13 protein-coding genes are annotated in these 14,121 nt (G+C 70.9%); 6 read left to right on the top strand and 7 right to left on the bottom strand.

Translation table 11 applies throughout. The annotated features are described in order from the left end of the window. From ABZ930_RS33480 to ABZ930_RS33465, 4 genes are all read right to left on the bottom strand, one after another. A partial coding sequence (locus ABZ930_RS33480) for a glycoside hydrolase family 13 protein (RefSeq protein WP_361556429.1) occupies positions 1-1,205 on the bottom strand: 1,205 nt, incomplete at its 3' end. Positions 1,206-1,257: 52 nt separating this feature from the next. Beyond that, positions 1,258-2,163 (bottom strand): carbohydrate ABC transporter permease, encoded by a 906-nt coding sequence (locus ABZ930_RS33475; RefSeq protein WP_361556426.1) that lies wholly within the window; start codon positions 2,161-2,163, stop codon positions 1,258-1,260. Positions 2,164-2,185: 22 nt separating this feature from the next. Next, positions 2,186-3,193, bottom strand: a complete 1,008-nt coding sequence (locus ABZ930_RS33470; protein ID WP_361556423.1) for a sugar ABC transporter permease — start codon at positions 3,191-3,193, stop codon at positions 2,186-2,188. A 126-nt stretch (positions 3,194-3,319) separates the two neighbouring features. Continuing rightward, entirely contained in the window at positions 3,320-4,597 is a 1,278-nt protein-coding gene (locus ABZ930_RS33465) for an extracellular solute-binding protein (RefSeq protein WP_361556420.1), read from the bottom strand. A 400-nt stretch (positions 4,598-4,997) separates the two neighbouring features. Here ABZ930_RS33465 and ABZ930_RS33460 point away from each other — a divergent pair, with 400 nt between their 5' ends. Continuing rightward, positions 4,998-6,023 carry a LacI family DNA-binding transcriptional regulator gene (locus ABZ930_RS33460; RefSeq protein WP_361556417.1) on the top strand — a complete coding sequence of 342 codons (1,026 nt, stop codon included), beginning with the start codon at positions 4,998-5,000 and terminating at the stop codon, positions 6,021-6,023. Between the two features lie 24 nt (positions 6,024-6,047). Here ABZ930_RS33460 and ABZ930_RS33455 read toward each other — a convergent pair whose 3' ends face one another. Genes ABZ930_RS33455 through ABZ930_RS33445 form a run of 3 tightly spaced genes read right to left on the bottom strand, consistent with a single transcriptional unit; the run spans position 6,048 to position 8,486 of the window. Beyond that, positions 6,048-6,419 carry a VOC family protein gene (locus ABZ930_RS33455; RefSeq protein WP_361556414.1) on the bottom strand — a complete coding sequence of 124 codons (372 nt, stop codon included), beginning with the start codon at positions 6,417-6,419 and terminating at the stop codon, positions 6,048-6,050. A gap of 19 nt (positions 6,420-6,438) precedes the next feature. Next, the gene (gene rfbB / locus ABZ930_RS33450; protein ID WP_361556411.1) at positions 6,439-7,416 is read right to left on the bottom strand and encodes a dTDP-glucose 4,6-dehydratase; all 978 of its coding nucleotides are present in this window, start codon (positions 7,414-7,416) and stop codon (positions 6,439-6,441) included. Continuing rightward, the gene (locus ABZ930_RS33445; protein WP_361556408.1) at positions 7,413-8,486 is read right to left on the bottom strand and encodes a glucose-1-phosphate thymidylyltransferase; all 1,074 of its coding nucleotides are present in this window, start codon (positions 8,484-8,486) and stop codon (positions 7,413-7,415) included. Before ABZ930_RS33445 ends, rfbB begins: the two co-directional genes overlap by 4 nt. Positions 8,487-8,750: 264 nt before the next feature. Here ABZ930_RS33445 and ABZ930_RS33440 point away from each other — a divergent pair, with 264 nt between their 5' ends. From ABZ930_RS33440 to ABZ930_RS33420, 5 genes are read left to right on the top strand one after another with little or no spacing between them, the layout of a single operon-like run. After that, on the top strand, positions 8,751-10,049 hold the full coding sequence (locus tag ABZ930_RS33440; RefSeq protein WP_361556405.1) for an aminotransferase class III-fold pyridoxal phosphate-dependent enzyme: 1,299 nt from the start codon (positions 8,751-8,753) through the stop codon (positions 10,047-10,049). Further along, entirely contained in the window at positions 10,046-11,071 is a 1,026-nt protein-coding gene (locus ABZ930_RS33435; RefSeq protein WP_361556402.1) for an ATP-binding cassette domain-containing protein, read from the top strand. Before ABZ930_RS33440 ends, ABZ930_RS33435 begins: the two co-directional genes overlap by 4 nt. After that, on the top strand, positions 11,068-11,886 hold the full coding sequence (locus tag ABZ930_RS33430) for an ABC-2 family transporter protein (protein WP_361556399.1): 819 nt from the start codon (positions 11,068-11,070) through the stop codon (positions 11,884-11,886). Before ABZ930_RS33435 ends, ABZ930_RS33430 begins: the two co-directional genes overlap by 4 nt. Continuing rightward, positions 11,883-12,689, top strand: a complete 807-nt coding sequence (locus ABZ930_RS33425; protein ID WP_361556396.1) for an ABC-2 family transporter protein — start codon at positions 11,883-11,885, stop codon at positions 12,687-12,689. The genes ABZ930_RS33430 and ABZ930_RS33425 overlap by 4 nt, the downstream gene beginning before the upstream one ends. Positions 12,690-12,696: 7 nt before the next feature. Then, positions 12,697-14,118, top strand: a complete 1,422-nt coding sequence (locus tag ABZ930_RS33420; RefSeq protein ID WP_361556393.1) for a hypothetical protein — start codon at positions 12,697-12,699, stop codon at positions 14,116-14,118. Positions 14,119-14,121: the final 3 nt, after the last annotated feature.

The raw sequence follows: 14,121 nt of genomic DNA, 5'->3' as shown, positions 1-14,121 counted from the left end.
GTGACGTCCGGCAGGCCCAGCTCCTCGCCCTGGTAGATGTACGCCGAACCCGGCAGCGCCAGCATCAACAGGGTGGCCGCGCGGGCCCGGCGCAGCCCCAGTTCCCGGTCGCCCGCCGTCCTGATCTGCGTACCCAGACCCGACGGATTCGCGTACCGCGTCGCATGCCGCGTCACGTCGTGGTTCGACAGCACCCAGGTCGCCGGCGCGCCCACCGGACGCATCGCGTCCAGCGACGTGTCGATGATCTTCCGGAGCTCGTCGGCCTCCCAAGGGGCGCCCAGGTACTGGAAGTTGAAGGCCTGGTGCAGCTCGTCAGGACGCACATAGTTCGCGGTGCGCTCCACGGTCGGGGTCCACGCCTCCGCGACGAAGATCCGCTCACCGTCGTACTCGTCCAGGATCGTCCGCCACGAACGGTAGATCGCGTGCACACCGTCCTGGTCGAAGAACGGCATGACATCGTTGCCCAGCAACTTCAACTGATCACCGCCACCGAGGTCCGGCAGCCCCTCCGCCTTCACCAGACCGTGCGCCACATCGATCCGGAAACCGTCCACACCCATGTCGAGCCAGAAACGCAGGATCGACCGGAACTCGTCCGCGACCGCCGGATGCTCCCAGTTGAAGTCCGGCTGCTCCGGCGCGAACAGATGGAGGTACCACTCCCCGTCCGGCAGCCGCGTCCACGCCGGACCACCGAAGATGGACTCCCAGTCGTTCGGGGGCAGTTCACCGCTCTCGCCCTTGCCGGGGCGGAAGTGGTAGCGGTCCCGCAGCGGCGACCCGGAACCCTCCGCCACCGCCCGCTTGAACCACTCGTGCTGGTCCGAGGAGTGGTTCGGCACGAGGTCCACGATGATCCGCAGCCCCAAGTCGTGCGCGTCCCGGATCACCGCATCGGCGTCGAGCAGCGTGCCGTACATCGGGTCGACGGCCCGGTAGTCCGCGACGTCGTAGCCGCCGTCGGCCTGCGGGGACGCGTAGAACGGCGACAACCAGACGGCATCCGCCCCCAGCTCCTTCAGGTACGGCAGACGGCGCCGGATGCCCTCCAGATCACCCGTCCCATCGGCATCACTGTCGGCGAAACTGCGCGGGTACACCTGGTAGATCACCGCGTCCCGCCACCAGTCGGCGGCCTCGCGGGTCGTGGTGGCAAACGAAGCGGGCACAGCTGACTGGTCCGTGGAGTGCTGGCTCATGGTGTCCTTGAGACGTGAGGGGCTGGACGACTGGTGGGTGGTGCGGGGCGGTTCAGCCCTTGGTGCCGCCGGCGGTCAGACCGGTGACCAGGTTCTTCTGGACGAGGTAGAAGACCGCGGAGATCGGGACGGCGATCAGCACGGCCGTCGCCGCCATGTACTGGCGCTGTGCGTCATGCTCGCTGATGAAGCTCTGGAGTCCCACCGCGAGGGTGTACTTCTGGTCGTCGAGCAAGAAGGTCGTGGCGAAGGCGACCTCGCTCCATGCCGTGATCATGGTGTAGAACGCGGCGACGGCGAGACCCGGCCGGGCCAGCGGCAGGATGAGGCGGAAGAACGTACCGAACGGCGAGAGCCCGTCGACCCGGCCCGCCTCGTCGATCTCCAGGGGGATCGTGTCGAAATAGCCCTTCATCAGCCAGGCGCAGTACGGCACGGCGGTCGTCAGATAGACGATGATCAGGCCGGCGTAGGTGTCGATGAGGCCGAGGTCCGAGAGGATCACGTACATCGGGACCATGAGGACCGCGATGGGGAACATCTGCGTGACCAGCAGGACCCACATGAACTTCCGGTAGCCCGGGAAGCGCATCCGCGACACCGCGTAGCCGCTGGTGGCGGCGACGAGCACGCCGATCACGGTGGTGCCGAGCGACACGATGAGCGTGTTGCCCAGCCACTTCAGGAAGTTGGTCTGCCCGAGCACGTACGTGTAGTTGCTCAGGGTCGCCGTGTCGAGGATCCGCGACGGGTGGAGGTAGTCGTCCTTGTCCGGGCCGAGGGAGAGGAAGACCAGCCAGGCGATCGGGAACAGCGCGACGAGGCTCGCCACGATGAGGACGGCATGGGTGGCGAAGGACGCCTTGCGGCTGCGCCGGCCGCGCTGGGGCGCGTTCACGTACCGCGGGGCCGCGGCGGGTTCGGGGACGGGGGTCTTCGTCAGGGTCTCGGTGCTCATGGCGGTGGCTGCTCCTGCGGCGTCAGATGGCGGCTTGAACGTCATTGCGGTTCAGCCAGCGGCGGTAGACGGAGGTGAAGACGATGAGAAGGGACAGGAGCAGCACGCCGTACGTGGCGGACTGGGCGTAGTCGCGGGGTGTCTGGCCGAAGCCGAGGTAGTAGGCCCAGGTGACGAGGATCTGCGCGTCCGGCGCGGTGTTGCCGAAGAGCAGGAAGATGATGGCGAACTGGTTGAACGTCCAGATGATGCCGAGCAGGACCACCGTGGAGCTGACCGAGCGCAGGCCGGGCAGGGTCACGTTGCGGAACTGCTGCCAGGCGCTCGCGCCGTCCATCTCGGCGGCCTCGTAGAGCGTCGAGTCGATGGACTGGAGCCCGCCGAGCAGCGAGACCATCATGAACGGCACACCGCACCAGGTGTTGACGAGGATCGCGGCGATCTGCTGGAAGAGGGGGTCCTCGAGCCAGGACGGCGAGGGCAGACTCAGGGCGTCGAGCGTGGTGTTGATGACGCCGGAGTCGGCGAGCATGAACCGCCAGGCGAAGACGGTGACGAAGGTCGGGACCGCCCACGGCAGGATCAGCATCAGCCGGTAGGCGGTGCGGGCGCGCAGGTCCTTCTGGTTGAGCAGCAGCGCGAGGCCGAGCCCGATCACGTAGTGCAGCGTGACGCAGGACGCCGTCCAGACGATCGTCCAGATGAAGTGCGACCAGAAACGGTCGTAGGAGGTGGGCCCCCACAGGATGTCGGCGTAGTTGTCGAGGCCGATGAACTTGTAGGTGGCGTCGATGTGGTTGACGCCGATGGTGCGGGCCGAGTTGAGGCTGTCGGCGTCGGTGAGCGTCAGGTAGAAGCCGCGGACCAGGGGGTAGAGCACGATCAGCGCGAGTACGGCGACCACCGGGGCGATCATGGCGTACGCGTACCAGTGCTTCTGGTAACCGTTCTTGAGCCGGGCTATGAGGCCCGGACGCCGGCCGCGGTCACCTCCGCTGGGGGCGGCCGGGCGCTCGACGGCGACAGTCATGGGGAACACCTTCTGGTCTGCGGGTGGTGCACGGCTTCGGGGTGGTACGGAGTGCGGGTGCCGCGGTCCCACGCGCGGGGCGGGCTGTCGGGTGGGACCGCGGCACCTGATCAGGGGCGTGCTCGGTTACTTGGTGAAGCCGTCGGGCAGGAGCTTGCCGTACTGGGTGGTGACGGAGGTGAACATCTTGTCCAGGCTCTCCTTGCCGCTCGCGGCCTTCGGCAGCTCGGTGTCGAGCGGGCCCCACAGCGAGCTGTACTCGGGCAGTTCGGGGCGCGGCGAGGCGGCGGCCAGCACCTTCTGGAAGCCGGCCAGGCCCGGGTCGGAGGTGACCTCGGAGGTGTAGGCGTCGTCGCGCGTCGGCAGCGTCGAGTTCTTCAGCGCGATCTGCGTCTGCGTCTTCGCCGACGTCATCCACTGGACGAACTTCAGGGACGCGTCCTGGTGGGCCTTGTCCGAACCCGCGTACACCGACAGGTTGTGGCCGCCGGTCGGGGCGCCCGCCTTGCCGGAGGAGCCGGCCGGGACGGTGGCGACGCCGAGGTTCGCCTTGTCCTTGAACGCCGAGCCCTTGTAGAAGTTGGTGACCTCCCACGGGCCCTCGATCGTCATGGCGACCTTGCCGTTGACGAAGGCGTCCTGGCGGTGGGCGTACGAGTCGGCGGTGATGTCGGCCTTGTGCAGGCCCTTGCCGTTGAAGGTGCTCAGCCAGGTCTTGGCGGCCTTCTGGCCCTCGGCCGAGTCCAGGGTGATCTTCTTGGCGGCGGCGTCGACGGTGTCGACGCCCTCGCCCAGCAGGAAGGGCTCGAAGTAGTAGCCCTTCTCGGAGCCGAAGTAGCCGTCGACGCCGGTCTTCGCCTTGATGGTGGCGGCGTCCTTCTTCAGGTCGTCCCAGGTGGTGGGCGCCTCGGTGATGCCGGCCTTCTTGAAGAGGGCCTTGTTGTAGACGAGCCCGAGGGTGTCGGTGAGCAGCGGAACGCCGTAGGTCTTGCCCTCGTACTGGGCCTGCTTGATCAGGTTCGGCTTGAACTTGTCCTTGTCCGCGAGGGCCTCGGTGCCGTCCAGCGGCAGCAGGTAGCTCTTCTTCGCGAAGGCGGGCGTCCAGCCGACCTCGGCGCGCAGCACGTCCGGGGCGCCGCTGGCACCGGCCGCGGTGTCGAACTTGTTCTGCGCCTGGTCGAACGGCACGTTGACGTACTTGACCTTGATGCCCTTGTTGGCCTTCTCGAAGTCCTTGACCAAGGCCTTGAACGTGGGCGACTCGTTCGTGGCGTTCGACGTGTCCCACCACGTGATGGTGACCGGCCCCGAGGACTTGCCGCCGTCGTCGTCGCTACCGCCACAGGCCGTCGCCGCGAGTGCGAGGGACGCCACCACCGCGGTGGCCGCTATGCCACGCCGCATGAGATCTCCTAGAGAGTGAAAGCCCGTGAGTGGATGGGGGCACGGTCCCGACCGCTCCCCTGACCGACTTGCCGGACGCTCCGCTGCGGCCGCCGGGCGACGTGAACGTAACAGCGTGGAAAGCGCGGCGAAAGACCTTGCGCGAAATTTCTGCAAGACGGAGTCATCGTTACATCGCCGTGTCCTGAAGGTTGCCGGAGGATCGCTTGACTCCCACCTCCAGACACGGACATAAGCCCGCCAATGGTCTGCAAATGCGTGCGCAAGACGTCGCGTTGGCCCGTCGTCGCGGCCGGTTCACGACCCCACAACGCTCTGCAACACCTTCCAAAGAAGTTGCGGGCAGCGGTTTCTCCCTGTCGGTGGGCATTCCCGCAGGCAACCGGTACAGTCCAATGCCATGACCGCGCGGCTCTCCGACATTGCAGCCCAGGCGGGGGTCAGCGAAGCCACAGTCAGCCGCGTGCTCAACGGCAAGCCCGGTGTGGCCTCCGGCACCCGCGAATCCGTCATGGCCGCGCTCGACGTGCTCGGTTACGAGCGGCCGCCGCGACTGCGCACCCGCAGCGCCGGCCTGGTCGGCCTGATCACCCCGGAGCTGGACAACCCCATCTTCCCCGCGCTCGCGCAGGTCATCGGCCAGGCGCTGACCCGCCAGGGCTACACGCCGGTGCTCGCCACCCAGACCCCGGGCGGGTCCACGGAGGACGAGCTGACCGAGATGCTCGTGGAGCGCAGCGTCTCCGGGATCATCTACGTGTCCGGGCTGCACGCCGACACCACGGCCGACACCCAGCGCTACGACCAACTGCGCGGCCAGGGCATCCCGTTCGTCCTCGTCAACGGCTTCTCGGCGCAGATCAAGGCGCCGTTCGTGTCCACCGACGACCGGGCCGCGACCCGGCTGTCCGTGCAGCATCTCGCCTCGCTCGGGCACACCCGGATCGGCCTGGCCGTCGGCCCGCGCCGGTTCGTGCCCGTGCAGCGCAAGATCGAGGGCTTCCAGTCGGGCATGGCCGAGCAGCTGGGCCTCGGCACGGAGCAGAGCGAGGAGCTGGTCCAGCACTCCCTTTACACGATGGAGGGCGGACAGGCGGCGGCCGCGGCACTTCTTGCGCAAGGTTGCACAGCCATCGTGTGCGCCAGCGACATGATGGCGCTGGGCGCGATCCGCGCCGCCCGCCAGGCGGGCCACCGGGTCCCGCAGGACGTGTCGGTGGTGGGCTTCGACGACTCCCCGCTGATCGCCTTCACCGATCCGCCGCTGACGACGATCCGTCAGCCGGTGCAGGCCATGGGGCAGGCGGCGGTGCGCGCGGTCCTGGAGGAGATCGGCGGGACGCCCGCGCCGCACACGGAGTTCGTGTTCATGCCGGAGCTGGTCGTCCGCGGTTCGACGGCGGCGGCGCCCGACCGGCGCGACTGAGCGGGCCGCGGCCGCTGTCCGCGGTCAGCCGATGAGCGTCTCCTTCGGCCGGACCACGCAGAACTCATTGCCCTCCGGGTCGGCGAGCACGGTCCACGACTCGTCGCCGCGCTGCCCGACGTCCGCCCGCCGGGCGCCGAGCGCGAGCAGCCGCTCGATCTCCTCCGCCCGGTCCCCCGCCGCCGACGTCAGATCCAGGTGCAGCCGGTTCTTGACCGTCTTCGGGTCGCTCACCGGCATGAAGCAGATGCCCACGGGGGCGGTCTCGTCCGGCCCGATCACGATCTCCCGGTCCCGCTCGGACAGGATCCGCCAGCGCAGCGCCGCCGCCCAGAAACGGGCCAGGCCCGGCAGGTCGTGGGCGTCGATCACGATGTGATGCAGCGACAGGGGCATGCCGGTCAGTATCGTCCGGTCAGGCCGCCGCGTGCAGGGACGTCCACCAGTCCGTGTGCTCCCGGTACCAGCGGGCGGTGTCCGCGAGGCGCCGTTCGAAGTCGCCGCCCGGCCGGTAGCCCAGTTCCTCGGTGATGCGGGTGTGGTCCACGGCGTAGCGCCGGTCGTGGCCCTTGCGGTCCGTGACGTGGCGGATCCGCTCCGGGCCCGCTCCGCACAGGGTCAGCAGGCGGCGGGTGAGGTCGAGGTTGGTCAGGGAGGTGCCGCCGCCGATGTTGTACGTGCGGCCGGGGCGGCCGGCGGTGCGGACCAGTTCGATGCCGCGTACGTGGTCGTCGACGTGCAGCCAGTCGCGGATCTGCAGCCCGTCGCCGTAGACCGGGACCGTGCCGCCGTCGAGCAGGGCGGTGAGGAAGCGCGGGATCAGCTTCTCGGGGTGCTGGTACGGGCCGAAGTTGTTGGAGCAGCGGGTGACCCGGACGTCGAGGCCGTGGGTGCGGTGGTGGGCCAGCGCGAGGTGGTCGGCGGCCGCCTTCGACGCCGCGTAGGGCGAGTTGGGGCTCAGCGCGGTGTCCTCGGTGGCCGCCCCGGTGGGCAGGTCGCCGTACACCTCGTCGGTCGAGATCTGCACGAAGGTGCGGATGCCGTGGCGCAGTGCCGCGTCCAGGAGGGTCTGGGTGCCGAGCACATTGGTGCGGGCGAAGGCGGCGCCGGACTCGATCGAGCGGTCGACGTGGGACTCGGCGGCGAAGTGCACGATGTCGTCGTGCTGGGCGGCGAGCCGGTCCACGAGCGGGGCGTCGCACACGTCGCCGTGCACGAAGGTGAGCCGGGGATCGTCGTGCACGGCGTCGAGCCGCGCCGTGCTGCCCGCGTAGGTGAGGGCGTCGAGCACGGTCACCCGGACGGCGGGCGGCCCGGCGGGGCCGAGCAGGGCGCGCGCGTAGGCGGAGCCGATGAAGCCGGCTCCGCCGGTGACGAGGAGGCGTCGCGTCATGAGGTCAGGTGCACCTTGCTGTGGTCTCCGATGACGAGCCGGTGGGCCCGGGACAGGGCGGGCGCGGGTGCGACGACCGCGCCGCGCCCGATGAGGGAGTCCTCGATGCGCGCGGCGCCCGCCACCCGCGCCCCGGGTAGCAGCACCGAGTGGGCGATCGCGCTGTCCTCGACGCGACAGCCCTCGGCGACGGCAGTGTACGGACCGATGTGGGATCCGGTGACGACCGCCCCGGCCCCGATGATCACCGGTCCGGTGATCCGGGAGCCGCGCACGACCGCGCCCTCGGCGATGCTGACCCGGCCGCGCACGGTGCTGCACGCGTCGACCTTGCCCTCGACCGTTCCGACCAGGGTGTCGAGGACCTGCCGGTTGGCCTCCAGCATGTCGTCGACGTTGCCGGTGTCGCGCCAGGGCGCGGTGGTGGTCTCGGCGCGGACGGGCAGCCCCTGCTCGATCATCCACTGCACGGCGTGGGTGAGCTCCAGCTCGCCGCGCGCGGACGGGGTGATGGCGCGGACCGCGTCGTGGACGGCGGGCGTGAAGGCGTAGACGCCGACCAGGGCGAGGTCGCTGCGCGGGCGTTCGGGTTTCTCCTCCAGGCCGATGACCCGCTCGTCGTTCGCGGGGTCGAGCTGCGCGACGCCGAAGGCGGTGGGGTCGGCGACCCGGGTCAGGAGCAGTCGCGCGGCGGCCGGCGTCGTGCGGGCCCGGTGGAGAAAGCCGTGGACGCCGTCGGGGAGGTAGTTGTCGCCGAGGTAGAGGAGGAAGTCGTCGTCGCCGAGGAAGTCGCGGGCGACGAGCACCGCGTGGGCGAGGCCCAGGGGGTGCTCCTGGCGGAGGTAGGTGAGCCGCAGGCCGAACGCCGAGCCGTCGCCCGCGGCGTGCCGGATCTCCGGTTCGTGCGCGCCGACGACGATGCCGGTCTCGGTGACACCGGCCGCGGCCAGCGCGTCCAGCGCGTAGAAGAGCACGGGCCGGTTGGCGATCGGCAGGAGCTGTTTGGCTCCGGTGTGGGTGAAGGGACGCAGTCTGCTGCCGGTCCCGCCCGCCAGGAGCAGGGCTTTCACGCGTACCCCCGGCGGGGCGGTCCTGCCGGTGGATGTGGTCTCAAGGGTTCCTCCTCGGCGACGCGAGCAAGACGGGCCCGGGTGACGACCACCCGCCGGCCCCGACTCAAGCAGACCCCCGAACCCTTCCGCAAGACCAGTCTGAAATTTTCAGCAACTACTTGCTAGAGCCGTCGCCGTGGTGTTTCACTCGGTGCCCGCAGCACTCAACAGCCTTGATCCACCGGCCAGTTCGCGCCGTCCGGCAGCACCGAGGGAGCCGCAGTGAGGCAACACAGCCGCCAGCTCGCCCAGTTGGAGCGGGAGGATCGGCGTCTGGCGCCGGGCGCGTCGGAGGAGGCGGCCGTGGGCCGACGGGTGTTCGCCGAGGGCCGCGGCCCGGTACTGACGGACCTCGACGGCAATCAGTACCTGGACTTCGCCGCGGGCACGCTCACCCAGTCCCTCGGCCACACCCATCCCGAGGTGGTGGCGGCGCTGACGGCGCAGGCCGCACGTTTGTGGAACGTGCACGACACGGCCACCCCCGACCGGGCCCGGCTCCTCGACACGCTCGCCCGGTCGCTGCCCGAACACCTCGACACGTACGCCCTGTTCTCGACCGGCGCCGAGGTGGTGGAGGCCGCGCTGCGGGTGGTGCAGGCGACGGCGGCCCCGGGCCGCAACCGGATCGGCGCGCTGCGCCACGGTTTCCACGGCAAGACGATGGGCGCGCGGATGCTGGTGCACTGGGACATCGGGCACCAGTCGTTCGCGGGCAACAGCGTGCTGGGCTACGCGCCCTACTGCTACCGCTGCCCGCTCGGTCTCGACCGCTCGTCGTGCGGGCTGCGCTGCGCGTCGCTGGTGCGGCGGCACATCGCGGACAAGCCGAGCACGGCCGCGCTGGTCTTCGAGCCGGTGCTCGGCGCGGCCGGTGTCATCGTGCCGCCGCCCGGCTACTGGGAGCAGATCGGTGACGCCTGCCGTGAGAACGGGGTGCTGCTCGTCGCCGACGAGGTGCTGACCGGCGGCGGCCGGACCGGCGCCTTCCTGGCCAGTGAGCGCGTGGGCGTGGAGCCGGACCTGGTGGCGCTGTCCAAGGGCATGGCGAACGGCTTCCCGTTCGCGGTGCTGGCGGGCCGCCGCGCCCTGCTGCACGATCCGGCGGCGGCGACACCGGGCGCGTACGCGTCGACGTACGCGAGCAACCCGCTCGGCATCGCGGCGGCCCGCGCCACGCTGGAGATCATCGAGCGCGACCACCTGATCGAACAGGTCAACAGGCTGGGCGAGTTGCTTCAGGAGCGCCTGCTCGGGCTGCACGACCGCTTCGACCGGCTCGGCGACGTACGCGGGCTCGGGCTGCTGTGGGGCCTGGAGTTCGTGACGGACCGGGCGAGCCGAACGCCCGCCCCCGCGCTCGCCCGCGCGGTGTACGCGGCGGCGCTCGATCTGGGACTCCGGGTCGCCCTCGGCGGTCATGTGCTGCGCCTCGCGCCGCCGTTCACGATCGACGAGGCGCTGCTCGACGAGGGCGTCGGTCTACTCGAAAAGGCGATCGAGCAGGCGGTGACCGCGTGATCGTCGCGCACGAACTGGTCAAGGAGTTCCGGATCCCCGAGCGCGGGCCGGGCCTGGCCGGCAGCATCGGGACGCTGTTCACGCGCCGGCACCGCGTGGTGCGGGCGGTGGACGGGGTGTCGTTCGAGATCCCGGCGGGCTCGCGCACCGCCTACATCGGGGCGAACGGCGCGGGCAAGTCGACGACCATCAAGATGCTCACCGGGATCATGACACCGACCTCGGGACACTGCCGGGTGCGGGGCATCGAGCCGTACCGCCACCGGCAGCGCAACGCCCGCTCGATCGGGGTCGTCTTCGGGCAGCGCAGCCAGCTGTGGTGGGACCTGTCGGTGCCGGACTCGTTCCGCATCCTGCGCCGGATCTACGACATCCCCAACGCCGTCTACCACCGCAATCTCGCCCTGTACCGCGAGCTGCTCGACATCGACGCGCTCGGTACGACGCCCGTGCGGCAGCTGAGTCTCGGGCAGCGGATGCGGGCGGAGATCGCGGCGAGTCTGCTGCACGATCCGGCCGTCGTGTTCTGGGACGAGCCGACCATCGGGCTCGACATGGTGCTCAAGGAGGCGGTGCGCGAACTGGTCGTCAGGGCCCACCGGGACCTCGGTACGACCGTCGTGCTGACCAGCCACGACATCGCGGACATCGCCGCGATCTGCGACAGCGCGCTGGTCGTGGACCGGGGCCGGGTGGTGCACCAGGGCACCCTCCAGGAGCTGCTGCGCACCGCCGACCGCAGGTCGGTCGTCTTCGACCACCGGGACCGGCTGGCGGCGGACGCCGCGTGCGCGCTCGTCGAGCGGCAGCTGCCCGGGGTGCGGGCCGTGCCCGCCGAGGGCGGCCGCGTCCAGGTCGACTATCCGGCGGCGGAGTTCACCTCCCGCCAGGTGCTGGCGTTCCTCCTCGACCGGTTCGACCTCGTGGACTGCTACGCGCCCGAGCCGGACCTGGAGGACGTGCTGCGGCAGATCTACGGCCGGGGGCGGGCCCCGGAGCCGGCCGAGGTGAGCGGCGCATGAGCGTGCGGACCTCGTTCAGGGCCCATCTGCCGTTCGCGACGGGCGGGCTCCAGTCGCTGCTCCAGTACCGGTCGATGTTCGTGATCACCGGGGTGACCGCGGCCGCGGGCGCCGCCGTGACGGTGTTCCTGTGGCGGGCGGTGTACGCGGACGCCCCGGACGGCGGCGGGCCCGGCGGCTTCACGCTCACCGGTATCACCACGTATCTGCTGGTGGCGCAGGTGCTTCAGGTCCTGCACACGAACCGGGTGGACGACGAGGTCGCGGCCGAGGTGTACCGCGGGGACGTCGCCGTGATGCTGGTGCGGCCGGTCAGCTATCCGCTGGTGCGGTTCTTCGCGTGTCTGCCGGTGGTCGTCGCCAACGCGGCGCTCGTCGGGGTGCCGGTCCTCGCGCTCTTCGCGGCCGTCGTGCCGCTCGCCGTGCCGCGCCCCGCCGACCTGGCGCTGTTCGTGGCGTCGACGGGGCTCTCGGTCCTCATCGCGTTCTGCGTCAATCTGCTCACCGGCATGACCGGCTTCGTCACCACCAACACCTGGGGGGTGCGGATGGTGAAGCAGAGCGTCGTCGCCTTCTTCGCCGGGCAGCTCGTGCCGATCGCGCTGATGCCGGGCCCGCTGGCGGCGCTCGCGTACGCGCTGCCGTTCCGCGGCATGGTCGACGGCCCGCTGACCCTGCTGCTCGGCCGGTACGACGGTGCGGCGGGCGCGTGGTCGGTCCTCGCCCAGCAGGCGGGCTGGGTGCTCGGCCTGGGAGCGCTCTGCGCGGCGCTGTGGCGGGCCGCGCTCGGCCGGCTCGAGGTGCTGGGCGGATGAGCGGACTGCGCACGGTGGCGCGGTACGCGCGCCTGTCCTGGTTCCTGGGCGGGGTGGGCCTGCACCGGCTGACCGCGTACCGGCTCGACTTCGTGCTCGGCGCGGGCGCCTTCCTCGTGCGGGTCGGGGTGCAGACGGCGGTGGTCGGTCTGGTCTTCCGGCAGGTGCCGGTGGTGGCCGGCTGGTCGTACCACGAGGTGGTGTTCCTGCTGGGCTTCTCGCTGCTGCCGCGCGGCCTCGACCACCTCTTCACGGACCAGCTGTGGGAGCTGGGCCGCAAGCTGGTGCAGCGCGGCGAGTTCTTCCGGCATCTGGTGCGCCCGGTCAGCCCGCTCTTCTCGCTGCTGTCGGAGCGGTTCTTCCATCCGGACGGCTTCGGTGAACTGGTCGTCGGCGCCGCCCTGGTGGCCTGGTCGGGGAGCGAGCTCGGCCTGGATCCGACCGCCACTCAGTGGGCGCTTGCCCCCTTGCTCGTGCTGTGCGGGGCGCTGATCCACACCGCGGTGAAGCTGCTCTTCGCCTCCCTGTCCTTCTGGACGGTGACGAGCCTGCCCGCGATGTACGCGGCGAGCCAGGTCTCCGAGTTCGCCGCCTACCCGCTCGACCTCTACCACCCGACGCTGCGCGCCCTGCTGACCTGGGTGCTGCCCTTCGCCTTCACGTCCTACGCCCCGTGCGCGTACCTCCTCGACGGCGACACCGGACTCGTGGTGTGGCTGCCGCTGGTGACGGCCGCCGCGCTGGGTCTCGCGCTCGCGGTGTGGCGGCGCGGCATCACCACGTACGAGATGACCGGGAGTTGAGAGCCGCATGATCGACGACGGCGCACTGGACGCGCTGCTGCGCACCGCCCCCTGGATGCCGGAGGACGGGCGCGCGGCCGAGCGCTACGAGCGGGTCGACCACGCCGTGCTGGGCCCGGCCGCGCTGCTCCTCGTGGTGGCCGCGGCGGGGCGGCGGTTCTTCGTGCCGGTGCGGGCGGGCCGGGACGGGCGGCTGGAGGAGGCGGTCGGCAGCGACGCGTTCGACGAGGCCGTGGTCGCCCGGACCCTGGCCGGCGGCCGGGTGCACACGGCGCGGGGCGGCACGATCGAGTTCCGGGGCACCGGGCGGGCCGCCGCGCGGGTGCGGCGGCTCCCCTTCGAGCAGGGCTGGTCCTCCAACGCGCTGTCCCTGGTGGACATCGCGGGCACGCCCTGCATCCACAAGACGTACCGGAGTCTGGACGAGCCGGTGCACGAGCCGGAGCTGCTGCGCCGGATGAATGGCACCGGCCGCACCCCGGAGTGGGTCGGCGACTACGCCTACACGGACCCGGCCGACGGCACCCGCCACCCGCTGGGCGTGGTCTACCGCTACGCCCCGGGCGACGGCATCGACACCCCGCTGCGGGAGAACCTGCGCTCGATGTGGCCGCTCCTCACCGACGCCATGCCGCACGGGCGTGTGGTGGAGGCTCATCTGCGGCCGCTGGAGGCGAAGTTGAGGGGCGTCGGCGTCTTCCTCTCCGCCTTCCACCGCGACCTGGCCGAGCGGCTTCCCGGTACGGCCGTGTATCCGGTGCGCGAAGCTCTCGCGGACGCGACCCGCAGGCTCGACCACCTCGGCCGGCACGACGCGTTGCCGCTGCCACCGGCGGCGCGCGCCGCGGCCTACGCGTCTCTGCGCACCGAACTCACATCCCTGGATGCCGAGTTCGAGGAGTCTTCCGGACTTCCGGCCGCCGGTCCGTGCCACGGCGACCTGCATCTGTCGCATCTGCTGCGCACCGGCGACGACGCCTGGCGGCTGACCGTCATCGACCTGTCCACCCCCGCCCTCTCCCCCGCCGAACCGCGCTGGTCCGAACAGTCCCCGCTCCAGGACCTGGTCGCGGTCGAGCGGGCCCTGGAGTACTTCGCGGCGGACGAGGCCGCCTTCGAGAGCGCGCGGCGCCTGGGGGTCGACTCGCTGGAGACGATGCTCGCCGCGCTCGACGACACCCACGACCTTTCCGAGCCCCGACGGGCGGTGGTGCGGCAGGTGTTCGGCGCGGCCGACGCCTGGCGGGAGCGGGTGCTGCGGCTGCTGCTCGGCCCCGCCGCGCGCGATCCGCTGCGCCGTCTTCTCCATGTGCGCCGGCTGCTGCACGAGCTGGCCTACAACCAGGCCCATGCCCGCCCCTACCACGCGGCGATCGACCTGCGGCACGCCCGCGCGCTCGCCCCCGCCATCGCCTTCGCGAGGAAGTGACCA

The sequence above is a fragment of the Streptomyces sp. NPDC046716 genome (genome assembly GCF_040645755.1).
Taxonomy (GTDB): domain Bacteria; phylum Actinomycetota; class Actinomycetes; order Streptomycetales; family Streptomycetaceae; genus Streptomyces.
The sequence above is the reverse complement of the archived record's forward strand: the minus strand, read 5'-3'. Positions and strand labels throughout refer to the sequence as shown.